Raw genomic sequence first — 20,626 nt, 5'->3', positions numbered from 1 at the left:
GTGAAAGATCCGAAGGTCAAGCGAGTGCTCATCTCGGTTACCGATAAGAGCGGGGTAGTTCAGTTCGCGTCGGCGCTCGCAACCGAGTTCGGCGCAGAGATCATTTCGACTGGCGGCACAGCGCGCGTGCTTGCCGAGGCGGGCGTGCCTGTAACGCCCATCGACGACGTGACCGAGTTTCCCGAGATGATGGACGGCCGCGTGAAGACGCTGCACCCGAAGGTGCACGGAGGTCTGCTCGCCAAGCGCGATAACGCCGATCACATGGCCCAGGCTGCCGAACACGGCATCGAGATGATTGACATGGTGGTCGTGAACCTATACGCGTTCACCAAAACGGTCGACTCGGGCGCCGATTTCGATACGTGCATCGAAAACATCGACATCGGAGGCCCCTCCATGCTCCGCTCTGCCGCGAAGAACTTCGAATCGGTCGCCGTGGTGACGCGCCCCGATATGTACGACGAGATTCTCGATGAGATGCGTGCGAACGGCGGTGCCACCAAGCGCAGCACCCGTCTTTCGCTTGCGTTGCAGGTGTTCGAGACTACGAATGCCTATGACGGCTCCATCGCCGCATGGCTGGCCCAACAGATCGCGGGGGATGCCGATGCCGAGTTTCCCGCTCGCATCGATTTGGCTCTTTCGAAGGTTCAGGATTTGCGCTACGGCGAAAACCCGCACCAGAATGCCGCGTTCTACCGTCGCGACGCCTACAAGATGGCCGATCATAGCCTCGCGAACGCCCGCCAGCTTCAGGGCAAGGAGCTTTCGTACAACAACTACCTCGATCTCGATGCGGCGTGGGCTGCGGTGCGCGAGTTCGATGAGCCTGCGTGCGTGATCGTCAAGCACCTCACGCCGTGCGGCGTGTGCGTGGACGACGATATCGTCGCGGCGTACAAGAAAGCGCATGAGTGCGATCCCGTCTCCGCATACGGCGGGGTCATGGCCTTCAACCGCCCCGTCACCTCCGACATCGTGGTTGCGATCTTCGAAAACAAGCAGTTCGTCGAAGCCATCATTGCCCCCGAGTTCGCAGGCGATGCGCTTGCCATGTACGAATCGAAGCCCAACGCGCGCCTGCTCGCCACGGGTGGCGTGAATCCTGCGGGCAAAGAGGTCGAGTTCCGCTCGGTTGAGGGCGGCCTGCTTTGCCAGGACTCCGATGCGGTTGCCGAAGACCCGGCGGCGTTCACGGTTGCCACCAAGCGCCAGCCCACCGAAGCCGAGATGGAGGAGCTTGTTTTCGCCTGGAAGGTGTGCAAATCGGTCAAGAGCAACGCGATTCTCATCGCGAAGGGCCATGCGACCGTCGGCGTGGGCGGCGGACAGCCGAATCGCGTGAATTCCGCTCGGATCGCCGTCGAGCAGGCGGGCGAGAAGGCTGTCGGGGCCGTAGCCGCTTCCGATGCGTTCTTCCCGTTCCGCGATGGCCTCGACGCTTTGGCGGAGGCCGGCGTCACGGCGGTCATCCAACCGGGCGGCTCGATCCGCGACGAAGAGGTCGTGGCTGCTGCCGATGAGCACGGAATCGCCATGGTGTTCACGGGGCACCGCCACTTCCGTCACTAAGCCGCGCCGCACGCGGGCGCGCGATGGGCGGCCGCATGCGCGAAGGCGCGCAGATACGCGAAGGCATGCAAACGGAGTTTTAAAGCGGGTGCGAACGAATTGGTTCGCACCCGCTTTTGCGTGAGGGTCTGAGCGTGCGCGCGTCTTTGGGCAGCGGGTGACACGGCTTCATTGCAATCTGGCTGAAAAATCCACTTTGGGCAACGATAATCACAATAATCAGCGATTTGCGATTGCGATCCGCAGCAAACGCGCAGGTCGCGCAAAGACAGGCTGCCGGTTTGATTGCCCAAAGTGGATTTTTCAGCCAGATTCGCACCTTGCTCTGNGGGCGGGGGCCGGCGGCACGGCGGTCATCCACCCGGGCGGCTCGATCCGCGACGAAGAGGTGGTGGCTGCTGCCGATGAGCACGGAATCGCCATGGTGTTCACGGGGCACCGCCACTTCCGTCACTAAGCCGCGCCGCACGCGGGCGCGCGATGGGCGGCCGCATGCGCGAAGGCGCGCAGATACGCGAAGGCATGCAAACGGAGTTTTAAAGCGGGTGCGAACGAATTGGTTCGCACCCGCTTTTGCGTGAGGGTCTGAGCGTGCGCGCGTCTTTGGGCAGCGGGTGACACGGCTTCATTGCAATCTGGCTGAAAAATCCACTTTGGGCAACGATAATCACAATAATCAGCGATTTGCGATTGCGATCCGCAGCAAACGCGCAGGTCGCGCAAAGACAGGCTGCCGGTTTGATTGCCCAAAGTGGATTTTTCAGCCAGATTCGCACCTTGCTCTGCCATCTTCCGGTGCAGTGGCGCTCGGGTGCCCTTGTCGCCCCGCCGAGCCGCCCCGTCGCCCCGCCGCGCTGTTCCTGTCGCGGTTTCGCAACGGCTCGATGACTGTTGCGCCCGCTCGCTTGAACAGCCGAACGGCCAACCATACACTCGAAGCATGGAAAAGAGTGCGCACAAGAATACGGAGCGGCTCCATGCTCTGTGGACGCGTTTGGCGGCGTGGGTCAAGCGCCCCTATACGAACCTGTACCGCATCGCTTTGCCGATGCTCTTCTTCGGCGGCCTGTGCCTCGCGCTTCCTCCTTGGGTCGGACTCGTCCTGTTCGCGCCGCTTGCCGTCGTCCTCGGGTTCAAAACGGCTTTCGCAATCAAAAGCATCGTGTCGCTCGATCTGGTGAGCTTGATCGACGACGCGGGCGTGCCCTGCCTCGACACGCGAAAAGATCGGCTGCAGCGTGCGTGGGCCCTCGGTTGCGCGGGCATCGCCGTCGCCGTTTCCCTCGCGCTTGTTTTGCGCACGGTGCTCGGAACGTTTCCCCAGATCGAAATTCCCGAAGCCGTGCTCACGTACATTTCCTTTACAGCGGTTCTGATCAGCGGGTTCATCCTGTTCTACTTTCTGGCGCTGCGCTTCGACAAATCGGTTCTGCGCGGTTTGACGAGCATCACGGTTACACTGCCCGCCTTTTTCATCGTGGTCGTGGTGGCGAGCATCCTTTTGTCGTGGGCCATGCGGGCGTTGGCGGCGTTCGGGATATCGGCCGAAGGCATGTTGCAAGACGGATTCGATTGGCTCTACGAGGTGCAGCGCATCCTCGGAATGGCAACCGATTATTTCCTCAAGCAGGATTCGATCATCATAGCCGCCTCCATCGTGCTCGCGGCGCTCCTGCTTCTGCTCTACACCTATTCGGTTCCGTACTACTGGATGAGAAGCGTGTCGCGGTGGCTCAAAGGCATCAGCCTCGTGGCGGCGGCGTTCGGCGCTGCGGTCATCGTTTTTGCGGGCGTGTGGCTTGCCGATGTGCAGCAGTTCGCGGCCGAAAGCGCATCGGGGCAGCTCGCTTCGGCAATCGATTCGAGCGTGCTCGACAGCCAGGCGAGCTCTCTTTCCCAGTACAAATCAGATGACCTCATCGCGCTCATCAAGGCGTTCGTCCTGCCCTACACCGTGGGCGTGTTCGTTGCGAATGCGGTGGTGGCGCTGCGCAAGGGGAAGGCGAAAACGGTTTCGGACGGTATCATCGATCGGTTCGCTGCCGACGGATCGGTTGACGAAGACGAGCTTCCAGCCTTGAAGAAGCGCTATCTGTACTACGGGGGGAGCCAGACGCTGTGGGACATCGCGCTGCGCTCGATCGGCCACGATATTCCGTTGCCGTATCCGTTTGCGCCGCGCAAGCTTTCGATCAAGGAGCGCATCACCGGCGAGTTGGAAGATCCGCCGCCCGCGCACCCGCACGATGATGAGGCTAAGGCTGCCGAGACGCGCTCCTAGCCCGTGCGTTGTAGGACCTATGTCGCGCGCGTGTAGATTTCCTACATAACGGCAACGGGACCTCGGTTTGCGCGTCGCTATTGCGATGCCGATGCGTATAGTGGATGCATGAAGAAATCAGAAGCACTGCGAATTCTCGGTCTTCAAGATGGGGCGACCGACGATGAGGTAAAGAAAGCCCATCGTGCAAAGGTGATCGAGCATCACCCCGATAAGTACGCCCAAGATCCCGAGAAGCACGCTTGGGCCGAAGAGCAGACCAAGCGCATCAACGAGGCGCGCGATGTGCTCATCTCGCGCAAGTGGGAGCCCGAATACGGGCGAGGCCCGTATGCGAACCCCTACAATCCCTACGGAAACCCCTACGGCGCAAGTCCCTCTCGCGGCCAAGGCGGCCAAGGTACCCCCGGTTCGTCGAATCCTTACGGCGATCCGTTTTCGGGGTGGCCGTTCGGCGGCGGGCAGGGTCAGTCCACGTGGGTATGGACCTCGTGGGACGGTGCTGCGCAAGCCGGAAACCCCTTCGATCCGTTCGGCGCGACGCAACCAAGGAAAACCCCTGCCGAACAGAAAGCCGATGCGGAAAAAGACCTGCGTACCGAAATCGGCGTCATCGCCATCAAACTCGTGTGCCTTGCCGTTCTGAGCGTGTTCGCCTCGGTCGCCTCGGGTTTGTTCCTCTACGTGGCGGCATCGATCATCTACGGGCTTTGGAAACGCCTCGGCAGCTGCCTTATCGCCTTCTTCTTCCCGATTGCGCTTGTCGGCGCACCGTTTCTCATGCTCATCGCGCCCCGCGCGGGAGCGGTGACGTTCGGCCTTGCGATCTTCTTCGCGTTGGCGGTGCTGTTCGACATCGTGAACATGCGAAATGCCGTCGGCGTCTACCTTGCGGCAAGGAAAGCGGCTTCGTCTGCGAAATAGCTCGAACGGCGAACGGGCGGAAGGGCTTGTGCAGCCGGTCTGTTTGCGCCCCGGCTTCGATGCGCTCGGTTGGGCGACGTGCGTTTTGGGCATCCGTAGACGGGCGGCTGTGCGCATACGGGCCTTCGCGAGCCTTCCGTGCCGCGCGAATCGCGCGATGATTGCTATAATGTGACTTTCGTTCAATTGCAGGAAAGGATACCTGGTGAAGAAGGCGTTGCTGCTCGTCTTGGGCATTGTGACCTGCTGCGTGCTCATAGCAAACGCCGATTACCTCGCCGAATTCGTTCGCACCCTTCAAACGGGCGCCCTTCTGCCCATCGCCGTCTCGATCGCGCTTATGCTCGGGCGCCATATCGTGCAGGCGCTCTCCTACGATGCGGCGTTCGCGGCAGTGGATTTCAAAACGGGGCTTTGGCACAATATCGTGCTCATCTTCTCGCTTGTGTTCATCAACACGTTCTGCCTTTTCTCGGGAGCTACCGGCGTGGCGTTCATCATCGACGATGCTCACCGCAAGGGGGCCGATGCGGGCACGGCCACAAGCGGGGCGATCCTCTCGCAGATCGGCTATTTCGCCGCCGTCCTCGTAATTTCGGTCATCGGGTTCGTCACCATGCTCGTTTCGGGGACGATGAACACGCTTTTCCTGATAGGCGGGCTTTTGCTTGCGGGCGTGCTCCTCATCCTTTCCAGTTTGTTCGTGGTCGGGTACCGCAAGCCGCGCGTGCTGTTCCGCGTGTTTCTGATTGCCGAAAAAGCCGTCAACGCCGTGCTCGGCATCATCAAGAAGCGCATGGCGGCAGGATGGGGCAGGCGCACCGCGAGCTCTTTCATCGATTCCGCGGGCATTCTCGCCCATAACCCGGTCGGGACGCTTATCACGGTTGGGTACGCGTCGCTTTCGGCCGTTCTCAACATGGCCTGCCTCGTGGCTATCGGCTACGCGTTCGGCTTCGAGAACGTCTCGGCGCTTGTGGCGGCGTTCGCGGTTGCGGCGATTTCGGTGATTTTGAGTCCGACCCCGCAGGGAGTCGGCGTCGTGGAGGCGGCCATCGCGGCCATCCTCACGGCGCACGGGTGCTCGCTTGCCACGGCGACCGCCATCGCGCTCGTGTACCGGGGCATTATGTTTTGGATCCCGTTCTGCATCGGGGCGGTTCTCCTTTCCCAATCGGGGTTTTTCGCAGGGAAGAAGAATGCCACCGAAGAACAGCGGGCGAAGGACATCGGTTGGATTTCAGGCACGCTCGTGGGTATCGTGGGGCTGGTGAACATCGGGCTCTCGCTTATTCCGAAATCGTTCGAGCCCTACATCGCCTTGACCGAATGGATCGACATCGGCACGTTTCTGACCGGGCCTTTTCTGATCGGCGGCAGCATCGTGCTGCTTGTCTTGGCCGTGGGGCTCGTGCTGCGCTTTCGCACGGCGTGGGCGCTTTGCGTGACGTTGCTGATCTTGATCGCGGGCGGCGAATTCCTTTTCGTCGACACCGCCAAGGTAGCCATTGCCATCGTCGTGCTCGTTTTGTGGCTGTTCTGGAAGCGCGCGGCGTTCGATCGGCCCTTGAGCCTGCCGAAGCGCCGAGGGCCGCATGCCGATGGCGGGGGAGCTGCTCGTGCGAGCCGTTTTGCCGCTCGCCCGCAGCGCGGCGACGCGCCTTGCGAGGGGTGCCCGAAAGACGAACCGGAACCCTCGTGGCAGGAAAAAGCCGAGGTCGGGGCGAACATCCGTCAGCAAGCTCACGACGAGGGCTCTCTGGCGACCGCGTCCGACAAGGCGGCGGTGCAGCCGATGAGGAAGGCCTCTGCCGAGCGCCGTGCTGCGAGGCGGGAGAGGCTTGGGCGGGAAAAGGACGATGCCCGAAGCGAGACGGCCGATCTTGACCCGCACGCCGCCCGTGATAGGATGGCGGGACGGGCCCGCGAGCCGATTTTCGGCCAAGCACAGCGAAACGAAAGAACGAAGCAGCTGAAGCGCCGGTCGCGCGACGCTGCGCCGACGAAGCGCCCGAAGCAGCGCTCGGGCGATGACAAGGAGGACACCCGATGATAGTGCTCGAAGAACCGTTTGTCTCGGAAACCCTGATCGAATGGCTGGTGTCATCGAAGCATCCGGTTCTCGACAACGCGATGGCGCGCCGAATCGCCGCCGCCCACGACATTGCGCTCTGCCCCGAAAGCGAGGCCGTCGATCGCATCGAAGCGGGCGAGCGGCTCTACACGAGTTCGGAAAACGCGCTTGCCTGGGTTTCCTCCCATGTGAAGGCGCCGGGTATCGTGCGTCCCATAGAGGTGTTCAAAGACAAGGCCCTCATGCGCACGGTGCTTGCTCCCCTTGATCCTGATTTCTTCTTCATGTCCTGCTCGGCCGACGAGCTTTCCACGCTCGACTTCGCCGAGCTCAAGCCTCCGTTCGTGCTCAAGCCGTCGGTCGGCTTCTGCAGCGTCGGCGTGTATCCTATCGCGGATGAGGGGGATTGGACGGCAGCCCTCGCCGATATCGAGAGCAACGCCGCGACGTGGCGCGACATGTATCCCGAAAGCGTGATCGGCGCAAGCGAGTTCGTGCTCGAGGGCTATATCGAGGGCACCGAGTACGCCATCGACGCGTATTACGACGCCGAGGGGAAGACGCATGTGCTCAACGTCTTGCGCCACGATTTCGCGAATGCGGCCGATACGAGCGATCGCGCATACTGTACGAGCGTTGCCATCGTGTCCGAAACGGCTCCCGTGTTCACGGCGTGGCTCGACCGCGTGAACGAGTACGTGGGCGCTCGAAACTTCCCCGTCCACGTTGAGGTGCGCGTGAGAGACGGAATCGTGCGCCCCATCGAGATCAACCCGCTTCGTTTCGCCGGCCTCGGCGGAACCGATATCAGCTGGTTCGCGTACGGGTTCAGGACCTACGAGCATTATCTGGAAGGCAAGACCCCCGATTGGGAAAGCTTGGCTGCGGGCAGGCAGGGCAAGCTCTACGTGATGTCGATGCTCAACGGCTGCCCACCCGATTTGACCGGCGACGAATCGTTCGATTACGAGGCGTTTTGCGCGCGGTTCGCCCGGGTTCTCGCCCTGCGGAAGATGGACTATCGGAAAACGGCGAGCTTCGGGTTCCTGTTCTTCGAAACCGATGAGGACGATCCGACCGAATTGACGTTTCTCATGAACACCGATTTCAGGGAATTCATAACCGAATAGCCTTCTCGCCCATCCTCTGGTTGTACCGTGCGCGGTCCAATCGAAGGTTTGCCGATCTTTGCCCGGATTGTCTCTCATATAGTCTACAATGAAGCTCATATATAATTGAGTTGATAATAGATTAGCCGAACGAAGGGCGATGAAACTGTGCTTCGCTTCGGTAGACAGGGGGGTATGTCCTATGCGAATCGGTATGAGGACGTTCGTCGCCGCAGCGCTTTCGGCGCTGCTTGCTCTTACGGGTTGCTCGTCGGCGCAGGAGCCCGCTTCGGAGCAGCAGCTCGATCCGGCGAATCCTGTGCAGATCGAGGTGTGGACCTACTATGCCGGCCACCAGCAACAGGCGTTCGAAGATCTCGTTGCGGAATTCAACGCGACGAAGGGCAAGGAAGCGGGCGTTTCCGTTACCCATGCCAGCCAAGGAGGCGTCAACGACCTGGCCGCCGCGGTGACTGCTTCCGCCGAAGAGCTTGTCGGATCGGCGCCGATGCCCGACATCTTCCTCACCTATTCGGATACGGCGTTCGTTATCGACGGGATGGGCAAGGTCGCCGACCTTGATCCGTATTTCACGGCCGAGGAAAAAGGCGCGTTCATCGACAGCTTTCTTGCCGAAGGGGATTTCGCAGGCGACGGCGGCCTGAAGGTGCTGCCCATCAGCAAGGCGACCGAAACCATTCAGATCAACATGACCGATTGGGAAACGTTTGCCCGAGAAACCGGCTCGTCGCTCGAAGAATTCGAAACCATCGAGGGGATTACGGCGCTTGCGCAGCGCTATTACGAGTGGACCGATGCCCAGACGCCCGAGGCCGATGACGGCAAGCCGTTCTTCGGTCGCGATTCCATTGCGAACTACCTTCTGACCGGCTCCAAGCAGCTCGGCCATGAGATATTCGCCGTGAAGGACGGTGTCTGCACGCCCGATATCGACAAGAACACCATGCGGGCGCTATGGGACAACTATTACGTTCCGTTCGTCAACGGTTATTTTTCCGCCGAGGGCCGCTATCGCTCCGATGCCATCAAGACCGGTGATCTCATCTGCTACATCGGCTCCTCTTCATCGGTTGTGTACTTCCCGGCCGAGGTTACCGTCGACGATCAGACGAGCTATCCCATCGAGTTCGGCGCCCTTGAGGCCCCGCGCTTCGCGGGGGGCGTTTCGTGCGCGCCGCAGCAAGGGGCGGGGTTCGCGGTTGCGAAAAGCGACGAGCGCACCGAGCTCGCATGCGTCGAGTTTCTCAAATGGCTAACCGAAAAGGAGCAGAACACGAGCTTTTCCATCGAGGCCGGCTACATTCCGGTGACCAAGGAGGCCTGCACGTACGAGAACATCGAAGCGGTTGCAAGCGAGACGGGGAATACGCACGACAACTACCTCGTCAACCTCGAGGCGACGCTTGAGACCGTCTCGGATGGCGTGTACGCGAACGCTCCCTTCGAGGGGGGCGTCGAAGCGCGCGTCGTCCTTGAGAAATCGATGGCCGACAAAGCTGCCGCGGATCGCGATCAGGTGGTTGCCGCCATCGAATCGGGGGAGAGCCGCCGGGATGCGGTAGCGCGATTCGACACCGACGAGAACTTCGAAGCGTGGTTGGAGAGTTTTACCGCTGATTTGACAGCGGCTATCGGCGCATAGCGGCAAGCGCCCCTCGGACCGAGTGAAGCATCGCATGAACAGGCAGAGGCAACGGCAGCGGAGCTCATCGGAGAAAACGAGGGCTTCGCAGAGAAGAGGCATCCCCTTCCGGATGCTTGTGGTCGCGCCGCTCGTCGTCGCCCTCGTGCTGCAGGCGTTCGTCTGCTATTTCGTCATCTTGCGCAGCGATAGCCTGACCATGCTCGAGGAAGATACGTACGGCCTGCTTTCGGAGCGCGTGAGCAGTCGCGCGGGCTATCTTGAAAACGATATGGTGCTCAGGTGGTCCGAGACGGGCGAGACTGCGCAGAAGCTCTCGGAAACCGTTTCGTCCGTTCTTGCCGAGCACGGGGCGTCGGCCGCCGATATCGAGACGGCTTCGCCTTTGGCTCTCGAGATCATCGACAGCGCCGCCGACGATGTGCTTTCTTTCGTCAGGCGCTCGGAAATCGACGGAGCATACTTCATCCTCATCGATGGCTCGCAGGATGGGCTGTCTGGCGAAGGGCCGCGCCGCAGCGCCCTCTACGTGCTCGATTCGAACCCCGATGTCACCCTGGAGAACGATTCGGATCTTCTGCTCGCGGCTTGCCCGATCAGCTTGGCGAAGAGAACCGACATCGCGCTTGCCAGCTCATGGGAGGCGACGCTGACCATGGGCGCGAATCCGGACGAGACGGCCTACTACGAAAAGCCGCTTGCCGCCGCCCTCGAACACCCGGATGCCGCAGTCGATGATCTGGGCTATTGGGGTTTGCCCGTCGATATCGGATCCACGGGAAGCCGTTCGATTACCTACAGCATGCCGGTGAAGGACGAAGGCGGGCATGTGGTCGGCGTGTTCGGCATCGAGGTGAGCGTGAATCGGCTCGTTACGTTTTTCCCGTACCGCGATCTCGACGAAGCAGGCCAGGGTTCCTACATTCTGGCGATCGGCGATGAATCTTCAAGCGGTTTGGCTGGCTCTGCGGTTTCGGGAGATCGGTTTTCCCTCGGCGTCATCGCGTCGACGGGCGCCGTGCAGAATCTCTACACAGACAGCAATTCGCTGGCGGTTTTAGCCGATGATCGGGGCTATTTGACCGCATCGGCAGACGATGCGACGGGCAGGGAGGCTGCGGTTGCCGCTTCGAGCGTGATCAAGCTTTACGATTCGACTTCTCCGTTCTCATCTCAGCAGTGGTATCTTGTCGGCCTTGTCCCCGAGAACACGCTGTTCCGCGCATCGCAATCGCTCGAGACGAACCTGCTTGTCATTTTGGGGGTTTCGTTCGGAGTCGGCGTTTTGCTGGCGGCTGTGGCAGCATGGTTCTCGTCTTCGCGCCTGCGCCGCCTTATGGGCGAGGTTCGCGGCGTGGGCGAAGCTCGCGGCGTCGATCCTGCCGAGCGGTTCGTGTTTCGGGAAACCGGCGTGCGGGAGATCGATGAACTCGCCGACTCCATCAGCTTCTTCGGCTCGGGCCTCGCTTCCGCGGGGCAGAGGCTCTCGCGCATCATGGCGTTGTCCGACCATGCCGTCGGCGCGTTCGAGTACAACAGGAAGACGGGGGATATCACCTATACCGATCGGTTCTTCGAAACGCTGGGGGCCTACGATTTCCCCGGGCTTCCGAAGGGCATCGCGCAGCGCGATCTTCGGCGCGGTACGCTTTCGCCTGAGGATTTCGAACGGCTGATGGATGCGTACGATCCGTATGCGGAAAACGACGCGCAGGGGGCGAAGATCATCTCCCTTCCTCACCGAGAGCGTTTCCTGCGCTTCGTCGTGACAGACGATGCGGCCGAGGGCAGCGCGTTCGGCATCGTGGAAGACGTGACCTACGAGATCCGCACGAGGAGAAGGATCGAGCATGAGCGCGATCATGACATTTTGACGGGTCTGCTCAACCGCCGCGCTTTCGAACAGGAGCTTGCAGGCATCTTCGCGCGGGGCGATCTGGAGTTCGCCGCTATGGGCATGCTCGATCTCGACAACCTGAAGTTCATGAACGATTCGTTCGGCCACGATTGGGGCGATCAGTACATACAGGCCGCTGGCGCGGCACTTCAATCGGTCGTGCGGGAGGGCGATGTGTGCGCCCGCATATCAGGCGACGAGTTCCTCGTGTTCGTTCGGAGCTGCACCACCGAAGAAGAGGTGGCGCAGCGGTTCGAAGAACTGAGGGGACGCCTGTCTTCGGCGGTGATCGAAGCCCCTGACGGGCGGATGCTCAAGGTTCGGGGGTCCATCGGCGTTGCGCTGTATCCTCGAGACGCTTCCAGGTACGATCAGCTGCGCGACTACGCCGACTTCGCCATGTACACGGCGAAGCACTACCGCAAAGGCGAGCTGTGCTTCTTCGAGAAGCGACGCTACGACACGCAGTCGTCGCTGCTCGACAAGCGGGAGGATTTGAACAAGCTCCTCGACGAGATGCTCGTCGACTACCACTTCCAGCCGATCGTCGATGCGCGCACGGGCACCGTGTTCGCCTACGAGGCGCTTATGCGCCCGCTGCTGAAATCGTTCGACTCTCCGGCGGTCGTCGTCGATCTCGCCCGCATGCAATCGAAGCTCTACCGAATCGAGCAGATGACCTTCTTCCGCTCTCTATCCGTCTTCGAAGAGCGCGATCCGGGCACCGGCGCGAAGCTGTTCGTCAACAGCATAGGAACGCAGAGCCTTTCGCTTGAAGACGAACAGGACATCGAGCGTCGTTTCGGCTCGCTGCTCGACCGTGTGGTGATCGAGATAACCGAAGGCGATTTCGGACGCGAGCTGTTCGGCTACAAAGAGTCGCTTGCGCGTAGATGGGGATCGTGCTTGGCCATCGACGATTTCGGCGCGGGCTACAACGGCGATGCGACGCTCCTCGAGCTCCAGGCGGCATTCGTGAAGATCGACATGTCGATCGTCCGCGGCATCGACGCCGATGTGGACCGGCAGGACATCCTCAGATCGCTTCTCGGCTACGCCCATGATCGCAATGTGCGCGTAATCGCCGAAGGCGTGGAGACCGAAGGGGAGCTTGCCGCGGTCATTCGGCTCGGCGTGGATTACATCCAGGGCTTTATCGTGGGAAAACCGTCTCCGACGCCTTCCGATGCGATTGCCGGAATGGATGAGGTCATCAGGAACCTCAACGGCCGATCGTGAACGCTCTGTGAACTTCCTGTAGGCATTGGGTTCAAATTTGCGCCGATCCGGCGTTGCTTTGTTAAGCTACCGCCTAGTGTCTACGAAAAGTGACGCTCAATCAGGAGGTTGTATGAGAGAGCAAGCAGCACCAAGCCGCATGAAGAGAGCATGCACGATGGTTCTCGCGGCGGCCCTGGCGATATCGCTCGGGGCTCCGGCCATGGCTTTTGCAGAGCCGACGGCGGCCGATAAGCAGGCAGAAGCAGAAACCGCGCTCGCGCAGCTGAACGCGATGCAGGATACTTTGAATAAAGCTTCCGACGATTACTTCACCGCACTCGACGAACTGGAGCAGGCTCAGGCCAGCATGGAAGACGCGCAGGCCCGCATAGACGAGGCCAATGCGCAGATATCCGAGCTCCAAGACAAGCTCGGCACCCGCGCGAACAGCATGTATCGCAGCGGCAGCGTCACGTTCATCGACCTCCTTCTCGGAGCGTCTTCGTTCGAGGAGTTCACCACCAACTGGGACATCCTCAACAAGATGAACCAAAACGATGCCGAAATGGTGCAGCAGACCAAGGATCTCCGTTCCGAGGTGCAGGCTGAAAAGGACGAGTACGCCCGCCAGGAAGCCATTGCGAGCGAGAAGACCGAGGAAGCCAAGCAGATCAAGGAAGAGGCCGAAGCAACGGTTGCTTCCATGCAGGAGACCTACGACTCCCTGAGCGCTGAAGCGGCCGAGCTGCTCGAACAGGAGCGCGCTGCCCAGGAGGCGGCTGAGGCTGCCGCGGCGCAGGCCGTGCTCGACCAGGCTGCCGCCGAGGCGGAGCAGAGCAACAACAACTCGAACAACAGCAATAACAATTCGTCGAACAACAACAACTCGTCGGGCGGCGTCGAGCCTCCTTACAACGCCGTAACGGGCAACGCCGTGGTCGATCGCGCGTACAGCTACGTCGGCAACGCCGAGTACGTGTGGGGCGCTTGCTCGCCCGGGCAGTTCGACTGCTCCGGCTTCGTGAGCTACTGCCTCACCGGCAGCTACTCGCGCCTCGGCACCACCTATACCTTCCTCAACTGGCCGCGGGTTTCCGATCCGCAGCCCGGCGACGTGGCGGTGAACTCGGGCCACTGCGGCATCTACATCGGCGGTGGCCAGATGATACATGCTGCCACCTACGGCGTCGGCGTCGTCATCGGCCCCGTGCAAAGCGGCATGGTGTTCGTGCGCTACTAGTACCCAAGACGCGCAGGACGGCATCTGTCCTCGATCAAACGGGAAAACGAGAAGGACCCGCCATTCATTCGTTTGATGGCGGGTTCTTCCTTTCGGCATCGATGCGCCCGTCGACCGCGAAACGCGCAGCCGCCCGCTGTGTGCTTACTGTAAGTATTCCTGTCAGCGTCGATCATGGATGGCGCCGTTTTGGTAAGCTGTCTTTATGTGTGCCTCTGAGCAAAGCCGTCCGATCGGGAGGTCGTATGAGGGGATATGAGGAGCAAGGCCGGGCCAGAGCAGCGTTTCGGCTCGTAATCGCTGCGGTGCTCGCAGCAACGTTGGGTCTTCCCGCTGTGGCGTTTGCGGAGCCGACGGCGGCAGATAAGCAGGCCGAAGCGCAAACGGCGCTCGTCACGCTCAACGAACTCCAGGACAAGCTGAACCAGGCTTCCAACGACTACGCCGAAGCGCTGAGCGAGGTCGATACCGCCCAGGCGAGCATGCAGGAGGCGCAGGAGCGCATCGACTCCCTTACCGTCGAAATCGCGGATCTCCAAGTCAGGCTCGGTGATCGAGCCTGTTCCATGTACCGTTCGGGCAATTTCACGTTCCTCGATCTTCTGTTCGGCGCAGCCAGCTTCGAAGAGTTCGCAACCAGCTGGGATATGCTCGAAAAGCTCAACCAGAACGATGCCGATATGGTGCAGCGGGCGAAAGACCTGAGCGATCAGGTTGAAGCCGAGAAGGACGAGTACGCGCGCCAGGAATCCATTGCAACCGAAAAAGCCGAAGAAGCCCGCGCGTGCAAGGAAGAGGCCGAGTTATCGGCTGCCGCCATGCAGCAGACCTACGATTCCCTCAGCGCCGAGGCGGCTGCCCTGCTTGCCGAAGAGCAGGCTGCCCAAGAGGCGGCGCGTGCAGCTGCGGCGCTCGACGCCATCGAGCGAAATGCGCAGACGTCCAGCGAAAACAGCGGCGGCAACGGCACCTCGGGCAACGGATCTTCTTCGGGCAACGCGGGCGTCGAGCCCCCTTACAACGCGGTCACCGGCAACTCCGTGGTCGATCGCGCGTACAGCTATGTCGGCAACGGCCAATACGTTTCGGGCGCGTGCGCACCCGGGCAGTTCGATTGCTCCGGCTTCGTGAGCTACTGCCTCACCGGCAGCTACTCGCGCCTCGGCAGCACCTACACGTTCCTCGGCTGGCAAGAGGTCTCCAACCCGCAGCCGGGCGACGTGGCCGTAAACGCGGCGCATTGCGGCATCTACATAGGGGGCGGCCAGATGATTCATGCGGCCTCCCCGGGTCAGGGCGTGGTCGTCGGCGGCGTGCAGTCCGGCATGATCTACGTGCGATGGGGCTAGGCGGTAGGCACGGCGTGTCCATGAACTGGGATTCGGGTTTCATCGCAGCGCTCGGCATCGAGTTTACAGAAACGTCCGCAACGCGGATCGTCGCCACTATGCCCATCACGGCCGCCATTCTGCAGCCCCATGGCTTCGTGCATGGCGGTGCGACCATAGCCCTGCTCGAATCGGTAGCCAGCGCAGGGGCCGAACAGAGCGTCGATCTTGCGCTTGAGAGGCCTTTCGGCATCGACGTGCACGTGCGGCACAGGAAAAGCGGCGTAAGCGGCACCCTGACGGGCGTCGCCGAGCTCGACCGCGTCGAGCGGTCGAAGCAGTACTGGAGAGTCACGGCTTTCGACGATGCAGGCGATGTGGTGAGCGACGGCGTGATCGTTACCAAGATCGTATCGCTTGCCCGCCTCGCCGAGAAGGAACGAGAACGGGAAGCGGCCAAGGACGCGCGCTAGCCGTTCGGCGGGATTCGCACCGAACGGCGCTTGATCAGCGAGCTTGTTTGCGCAGGAGCAGAGCGAACCCGCAGGCGATAAACGCGAGCGCCGCCGTGCCCGCAACGGGGCTCGGCAGGGGGTCGCCGACTTTGGCCAAGGCCTTCGCTTTCGCACGCGAATCTTCGCCGCCTCCCTCTTTCCGCTCGCCCTCTTCGGGCGCCGGTAGGGGCGTGGGATCGACGGGGGGAACGGCAGCATCGGAATATGCGATCGCGTAGCGCGAGAATCGGTCGGTTGTAACGGTTACCGAAGCTCGGTCGGCTGCGTTTTCATCCGGCAGAAGCGAGGCCGTCCAACTGCCGTCGTCTTCCTGATGGGTTCTCGCGATGGCGAAGGTTCTCGCATCGCCTGATTCCGATGCGACGGCGTCGGGGATGGCGAACGTCATCGTGATGCCCTTGCCGAGCGAATGGATCTGCTCGCTTGCCAAGGGGATGTCGTCGGTTCTGCTCTTGAACGTCTGCTTCGTTACCGTAACGCTGAAGTGCTTCCCGAGGAGGTACTCTTCTCCCAGCTTTGCGTCGAGCGCCGCGCGCTCGGCTCCTTCGGCATCGACGATATCATCGTTGATCACCGCTTTTATCTTCAACAGTTCGGCGCTTCCGTTTCGAAGCGCCTGAATCTCGTCTTTTCCGAATTCGTAGACGAAGTGATGGAGACAGCCGTTCTCGATGGTGGCGATCTCGTCGGCCGAACCGCCTTCGCCGGCTACCTCCACCACGACCTCGACTTGGATTTCGGGAAGCTGGAGCAGGTCTTCGTGCAGCTTGTCGAGCGCGTCGGCATCGACGGGCGCATCGGGGTTTTGTTCGAGGTGCGCTTCGAGATCGAGTTTGGCATCGAGGATGGCGTTCTTGGTTTCTTCGGAAGCCGTGGGCACATCGGCCGCGTCGGGCAGGTTCTCGATCCGATCGTGGAGATCCTCCGTTTCGAGGGGGACGAAGACGGCGGATACCTCGCATGTATCGGTGCTGGGGGTAAACGTGTACGATACGGCGCGATCGCTTCCCGGGGCGACGTCGCCTGCCGACATGCCGTCGATCAGGATGCTTTCGAGCCGATAGCCGTAGTCGGGGACAAACGTGTAAGTTGCGGGTTCGTTTCGGTTGAATGCGTTGTCTCCCGGTTCGATCGTTCCGTGTTCGGCTTGCTTTGCGGTGATGGTGGAACCCGCCGCGATGGTCCAGAGCGTGCGGTTCTGTTGTGACGTTTCGTCCTTGGCGAGGTAATACCGCTGGGGGCGCGACGGATCGTCGAGCAGCACTTTCCCATTGCCTGCCCGGGCGAAATCGAACAGCGTCATGCCAGTCGTCAGCGTGCCTGTGGGATGCACTTCCAGCACGCCTTCGAGCGCGCTGCCGCTTGCCTCGTCGCCGATGATGGTCGCGCTTGCCGGCATGGTGATCGAGGCCGTGGCCTCGCCGCCGGAAGCGGGCGTGCCCGTGAGGTTGCCGTAGAGGATCGTCGGATTCTCGTTGTAGCCGACAAGGCTTCCCCCGCCTTCTATCGTCAGATCGTAGACGCCCATAAGATGGTAAGGTGCGCCTGAGCTGTCCGCCGATACGGTGCTGGGGGTGAACGTCGCGCCGTTGTGGATGAGGATATCGGTCTCGCCGATGTGGTTTGGCGAGTAGACGCCGCTGACGACCGTCTGCGTCGAAGTGCCCTTCTCATCGCCGATCTCGATGAGAAGGGTTCCTTTTTGATGCTCGGCGTAGATGAAATCCTTGCAGGTGGAGTTTCCCACGAAGGAGACGATATGCTTGCCTCCGATATCGGAGGCGCTCGTTGCGCCGATGTAGCCCTTGGCGAGCACGCTGTCGGCGAATACGAGCTTTGCGTCTCCGGTTATTCCCGAGCCTGCGCGCGGCATCGTTCCGTCTTGCGCGGGCAAGGCGCATTTGCTGAAGCGGCTTTCCACGTTGCCGTCGATCGTGCCGTTGCCATTGGTGTCGGAGAGGTAGGCGCCGCCGTAGAAATACTTTATATCGCAGTTCTCGAACGAAGACGATACACTTCCCGTAACCTGCGCCGTGCTTGCTGCGGTTTGGTCGCCAGCGATGTATCCGCCGTTCGAGAACACGTAGGCCGCATACCCCTCTTCGGCTGTAAACGTAACCGAATCCGCCCCCTTGTCGGAGCCTACGTGAACGTCGCCCGCGGAATTGTAAGAAACGTTGCCTGCTGCGGTAACCCATCTGCCGGTCAAGGTTGCATTTTTGCCCATCTCGGTATGGACGGATCCCGATGCCGCACTGCAGTCGGTCGAGTTGTAGTAAACGTAGCCTCCGCCGATGAACTGGCCTGCCGGCATCGTGTAGGTATCGCCGAAGTTCGTGGTGACGGATCCCTGGACATCGGTCGTGCAGCCCGTCGATCCGTTGTACGAAAAGCCGCCGCCCACAAAAGATTTCGTTGCGGTGCCATCGCCGAAATCCGTATTCACGTTGCCGAAGACGCTCGCTTCGCAATCGGCGGCCAAGCTGGCCAATCCGCCCCCGATGACGAAGTTGCCGGTGAAGGAACAGCCGTCGCCCGCCGAAACCGAAACGTCGCCGGTTACGTTTGCCGTGCATTCGATTGCATGGTTGAATGCGTAGCCGCCTCCGATGACAAGGCCGCCCGACGTGCATCCCTCGCCGAAGGCGACCGAGGTGCTTCCCACGTCAGCCGATGCGTTGCGCGCTCCCTGCGGCTTGCCGTCGAACTCGTTTCCCCATGCGATGCCGCCTCCCACGGCTCCCCGCGCTACCGAAGCGCCGGGTTTCGCCTCGATGCGCGCCGTGCCTGCAACGTCGGACGTGCATACGTTGCCTTTTGCGATGCCTCCCCCGATAACGCTCATTCCGGTGCTGCTTCCCGAGGTGAGGTTAGCTCCCTTGTGGATGATGACTTCGGTCGAATCGGCGCAGGCGGATGTTGCAAGATCGTTCGAGTTGTTTTCGGCGAATCCCCCGCCTGCAACGAGGTTCGCGTTCTCGTAGTTCGCTTTCTGCCCTTCGATGCCGAACACTTCGACGCGCGTCGCCCCGAGCACGTCGGCCGTGCCGCCTGCAAGCGCATAGCCGCCGCCGATGATGCCGGCGGCCGATTCCCACCCGCATCGGGCGGTCATGATGACGGTTGCCCCCACGTTGGCCTGCGCGCCGCCGTACAGGGCGCATCCGCCGCCGTAAAAGCGCGAAAACGCCTTGCTGTCAGGTTGGGATTGCGCCGCCGTGTCGTCTTCGAGCGCCGTGATGGTGACCGTTCCTGCGACGTCGGCGGCCGAACGGTTGGCGTTTTCCTTGCTGGTGCCGGTGGCGAGGCCGCCGCCGTACACGTGCATCTTGCTCATCGATCCCGAANAAGGGAAACAAAGAGGGGCAGGACGAAGGCTGTCTCTTATAACCATCTGGATGGGTAGAAGGAACAGGCGTCGCCCCGACCCCGCCGGCCGTGCCGCCTGCAAGCGCATAGCCGCCGCCGATGATGCCGGCGGCCGATTCCCACCCGCATCGGGCGGTCATGATGACGGTTGCCCCCACGTTGGCCTGCGCGCCGCCGTACAGGGCGCATCCGCCGCCGTAAAAGCGCGAAAACGCCTTGCTGTCAGGTTGGGATTGCGCCGCCGTGTCGTCTTCGAGCGCCGTGATGGTGACCGTTCCTGCGACGTCGGCGGCCGAACGGTTGGCGTTTTCCTTGCTGGTGCCGGTGGCGAGGCCGCCGCCGTACACGTGCATCTTGCTCATCGATCCCGAAGAATACGCCTGGGCTTTCGCTCCGAACGTAATCGATGCGCTGCCGGCGACGTTTGCCGTTGCGGCGGTGTTGGAAAGGGTGCTGAGCGCGATCGATGCGGCCCCGGCGCTTCCGCCCCCGTACACTTCGTCGATCGAGCCGTTCACCGTGATGTTCGTCGAGCCCGTTGTGGCCGCATCGGCGCTGAGAGCGGCGCTTCCGCTGCTCGGGAAGCAGGCGATGCCGCCTCCGATCGCCTTTTGGGCGCCGCCTGCTTCGCCGATGTCGACAAAAGACGATCCGCGCAACGTCGCCGAAGCGTTCGCCAGGCCGCTGTCCGAGGCGTATGCCCGACATCCGCCGACGACGGTCGAGGCGGTGCCTTCTACGAGAATCGTCGCATCGCCCGAGAGATCCGCGTTGAGGCTTCCGCCGAACAGGCTCCTCGCGAAGGCTCCTTCGCGAACGGTTATGCTCGAAGCTCCCGAAAGAGGCGTGCCGTTCGATCCGCCGTAGATGAGGGCGTTCATTTTCAGAGGAGCTTCGATGATGATCGGCACGCCGTTGGCGAACAGGTTGATGCAGTAGGAATCCGATCCTCCGTTGCCGACGATGATTTGCTCGTTTGCATCCGAGGTGATAGTGAGCGAGGTCATGTTGCGATCGGTGGGCAGGCTGAACGAGATGCCGCCCGGCAGATAGTCCCGATAGTCTTGGTACAGATCGCTTTTGACGTTGAAGACGACATCGCCCGCATCGTCGGGTATGGCTGCGATCGCCTCGGCGAATCCGGCATAGGGCTGGCCGTCTCCGATATCGAAGACCGATGCGGCATTGGAGCGGGCTTCTGCGGAGCTTTGCGGGGCGGAAACGTTGGCCTTCGCTTCGGCTTCTACTGGAAGGGAGTCCCCGTCAGCAAGTCCTGCGGCCTCCCGGTCGGTCTCGTCGTCTATTTCGTCGGGGGCCTGAACCTCATCGGGCGCCCCTGGTTCCCGTTCGGGCTGGACGGCTTCGCTACCGTTGACGTCGCCGACTGTCGAGGGAGCCTGGGGGGGGGTGGAGCTTTCCGCGCTCTCCGT

Annotated in this window: 11 protein-coding genes; 10 read left to right on the top strand and 1 reads right to left on the bottom strand. The window is 61.6% G+C overall.

Annotation, left to right across the window (positions count from 1 at the left end):
- The 10 genes from purH (at position 1) to C1719_RS12020 (ending at position 15,785) form a co-directional block, all read left to right on the top strand.
- Positions 1-1,575 (top strand): bifunctional phosphoribosylaminoimidazolecarboxamide formyltransferase/IMP cyclohydrolase, encoded by a 1,575-nt coding sequence (purH, locus tag C1719_RS12070; protein WP_102375341.1) that lies wholly within the window; start codon positions 1-3, stop codon positions 1,573-1,575.
- Positions 1,576-2,515: 940 nt separating this feature from the next.
- The gene (locus C1719_RS12060; RefSeq protein ID WP_102375339.1) at positions 2,516-3,856 is read left to right on the top strand and encodes a hypothetical protein; all 1,341 of its coding nucleotides are present in this window, start codon (positions 2,516-2,518) and stop codon (positions 3,854-3,856) included.
- A 108-nt stretch (positions 3,857-3,964) separates the two neighbouring features.
- Positions 3,965-4,780: a DnaJ domain-containing protein gene (locus C1719_RS12055; RefSeq protein WP_102375338.1), complete on the top strand. Its 816-nt coding sequence runs from the start codon at positions 3,965-3,967 to the stop codon at positions 4,778-4,780.
- Positions 4,781-4,985: 205 nt separating this feature from the next.
- Positions 4,986-6,833, top strand: coding sequence for a lysylphosphatidylglycerol synthase transmembrane domain-containing protein (locus C1719_RS12050; RefSeq protein WP_102375337.1), 1,848 nt, complete (start codon positions 4,986-4,988; stop codon positions 6,831-6,833).
- The gene (locus C1719_RS12045; RefSeq protein ID WP_102375336.1) at positions 6,830-7,984 is read left to right on the top strand and encodes an ATP-grasp domain-containing protein; all 1,155 of its coding nucleotides are present in this window, start codon (positions 6,830-6,832) and stop codon (positions 7,982-7,984) included. Before C1719_RS12050 ends, C1719_RS12045 begins: the two co-directional genes overlap by 4 nt.
- A 181-nt stretch (positions 7,985-8,165) precedes the next feature.
- Entirely contained in the window at positions 8,166-9,626 is a 1,461-nt protein-coding gene (locus tag C1719_RS12040; protein WP_102376056.1) for an extracellular solute-binding protein, read from the top strand.
- A gap of 112 nt (positions 9,627-9,738) precedes the next feature.
- Positions 9,739-12,762 carry a bifunctional diguanylate cyclase/phosphodiesterase gene (locus C1719_RS12035; RefSeq protein ID WP_180963584.1) on the top strand — a complete coding sequence of 1,008 codons (3,024 nt, stop codon included), beginning with the start codon at positions 9,739-9,741 and terminating at the stop codon, positions 12,760-12,762.
- Between the two features lie 112 nt (positions 12,763-12,874).
- On the top strand, positions 12,875-13,984 hold the full coding sequence (locus C1719_RS12030) for a coiled-coil domain-containing protein (RefSeq protein WP_102375334.1): 1,110 nt from the start codon (positions 12,875-12,877) through the stop codon (positions 13,982-13,984).
- A 245-nt stretch (positions 13,985-14,229) separates the two neighbouring features.
- Complete coding sequence (locus tag C1719_RS12025) at positions 14,230-15,333, top strand: coiled-coil domain-containing protein (RefSeq protein ID WP_102375333.1); 1,104 nt, start codon at positions 14,230-14,232, stop codon at positions 15,331-15,333.
- A 20-nt stretch (positions 15,334-15,353) separates the two neighbouring features.
- Entirely contained in the window at positions 15,354-15,785 is a 432-nt protein-coding gene (locus C1719_RS12020) for a PaaI family thioesterase (RefSeq protein WP_102375332.1), read from the top strand.
- Between the two features lie 34 nt (positions 15,786-15,819).
- Here the strand turns inward: C1719_RS12020 and C1719_RS12015 are convergent, their stop codons facing one another.
- Positions 15,820-19,164, bottom strand: coding sequence for a hypothetical protein (locus C1719_RS12015; protein WP_146007899.1), 3,345 nt, complete (start codon positions 19,162-19,164; stop codon positions 15,820-15,822).
- Between the last annotated feature and the right edge of the window lie 1,462 nt (positions 19,165-20,626).

This window comes from Raoultibacter massiliensis (genome assembly GCF_900199545.1).
GTDB classification, from domain to species: domain Bacteria; phylum Actinomycetota; class Coriobacteriia; order Coriobacteriales; family Eggerthellaceae; genus Raoultibacter; species Raoultibacter massiliensis.
This window is presented reverse-complemented; position numbering and strand designations above follow the sequence as displayed.

What these genes read in the sequence shown, in the direction of transcription:
- C1719_RS12060 (WP_102375339.1), top strand. Translation starts at nt 2,516, where the DNA reads ATGGAAAAGAGTGCGCACAAGAATACGGAGCGGCTCCATGCTCTGTGG.
- C1719_RS12055 (WP_102375338.1), top strand. Translation starts at nt 3,965, where the DNA reads ATGAAGAAATCAGAAGCACTGCGAATTCTCGGTCTTCAAGATGGGGCG.
- C1719_RS12045 (WP_102375336.1), top strand. Translation starts at nt 6,830, where the DNA reads ATGATAGTGCTCGAAGAACCGTTTGTCTCGGAAACCCTGATCGAATGG.
- C1719_RS12040 (WP_102376056.1), top strand. Translation starts at nt 8,166, where the DNA reads ATGCGAATCGGTATGAGGACGTTCGTCGCCGCAGCGCTTTCGGCGCTG.
- C1719_RS12035 (WP_180963584.1), top strand. Translation starts at nt 9,739, where the DNA reads ATGCTTGTGGTCGCGCCGCTCGTCGTCGCCCTCGTGCTGCAGGCGTTC.
- C1719_RS12030 (WP_102375334.1), top strand. Translation starts at nt 12,875, where the DNA reads ATGAGAGAGCAAGCAGCACCAAGCCGCATGAAGAGAGCATGCACGATG.
- C1719_RS12025 (WP_102375333.1), top strand. Translation starts at nt 14,230, where the DNA reads ATGAGGGGATATGAGGAGCAAGGCCGGGCCAGAGCAGCGTTTCGGCTC.
- C1719_RS12020 (WP_102375332.1), top strand. Translation starts at nt 15,354, where the DNA reads ATGAACTGGGATTCGGGTTTCATCGCAGCGCTCGGCATCGAGTTTACA.
- C1719_RS12015 (WP_146007899.1), bottom strand. Translation starts at nt 19,164, where the DNA reads ATGAGCAAGATGCACGTGTACGGCGGCGGCCTCGCCACCGGCACCAGC.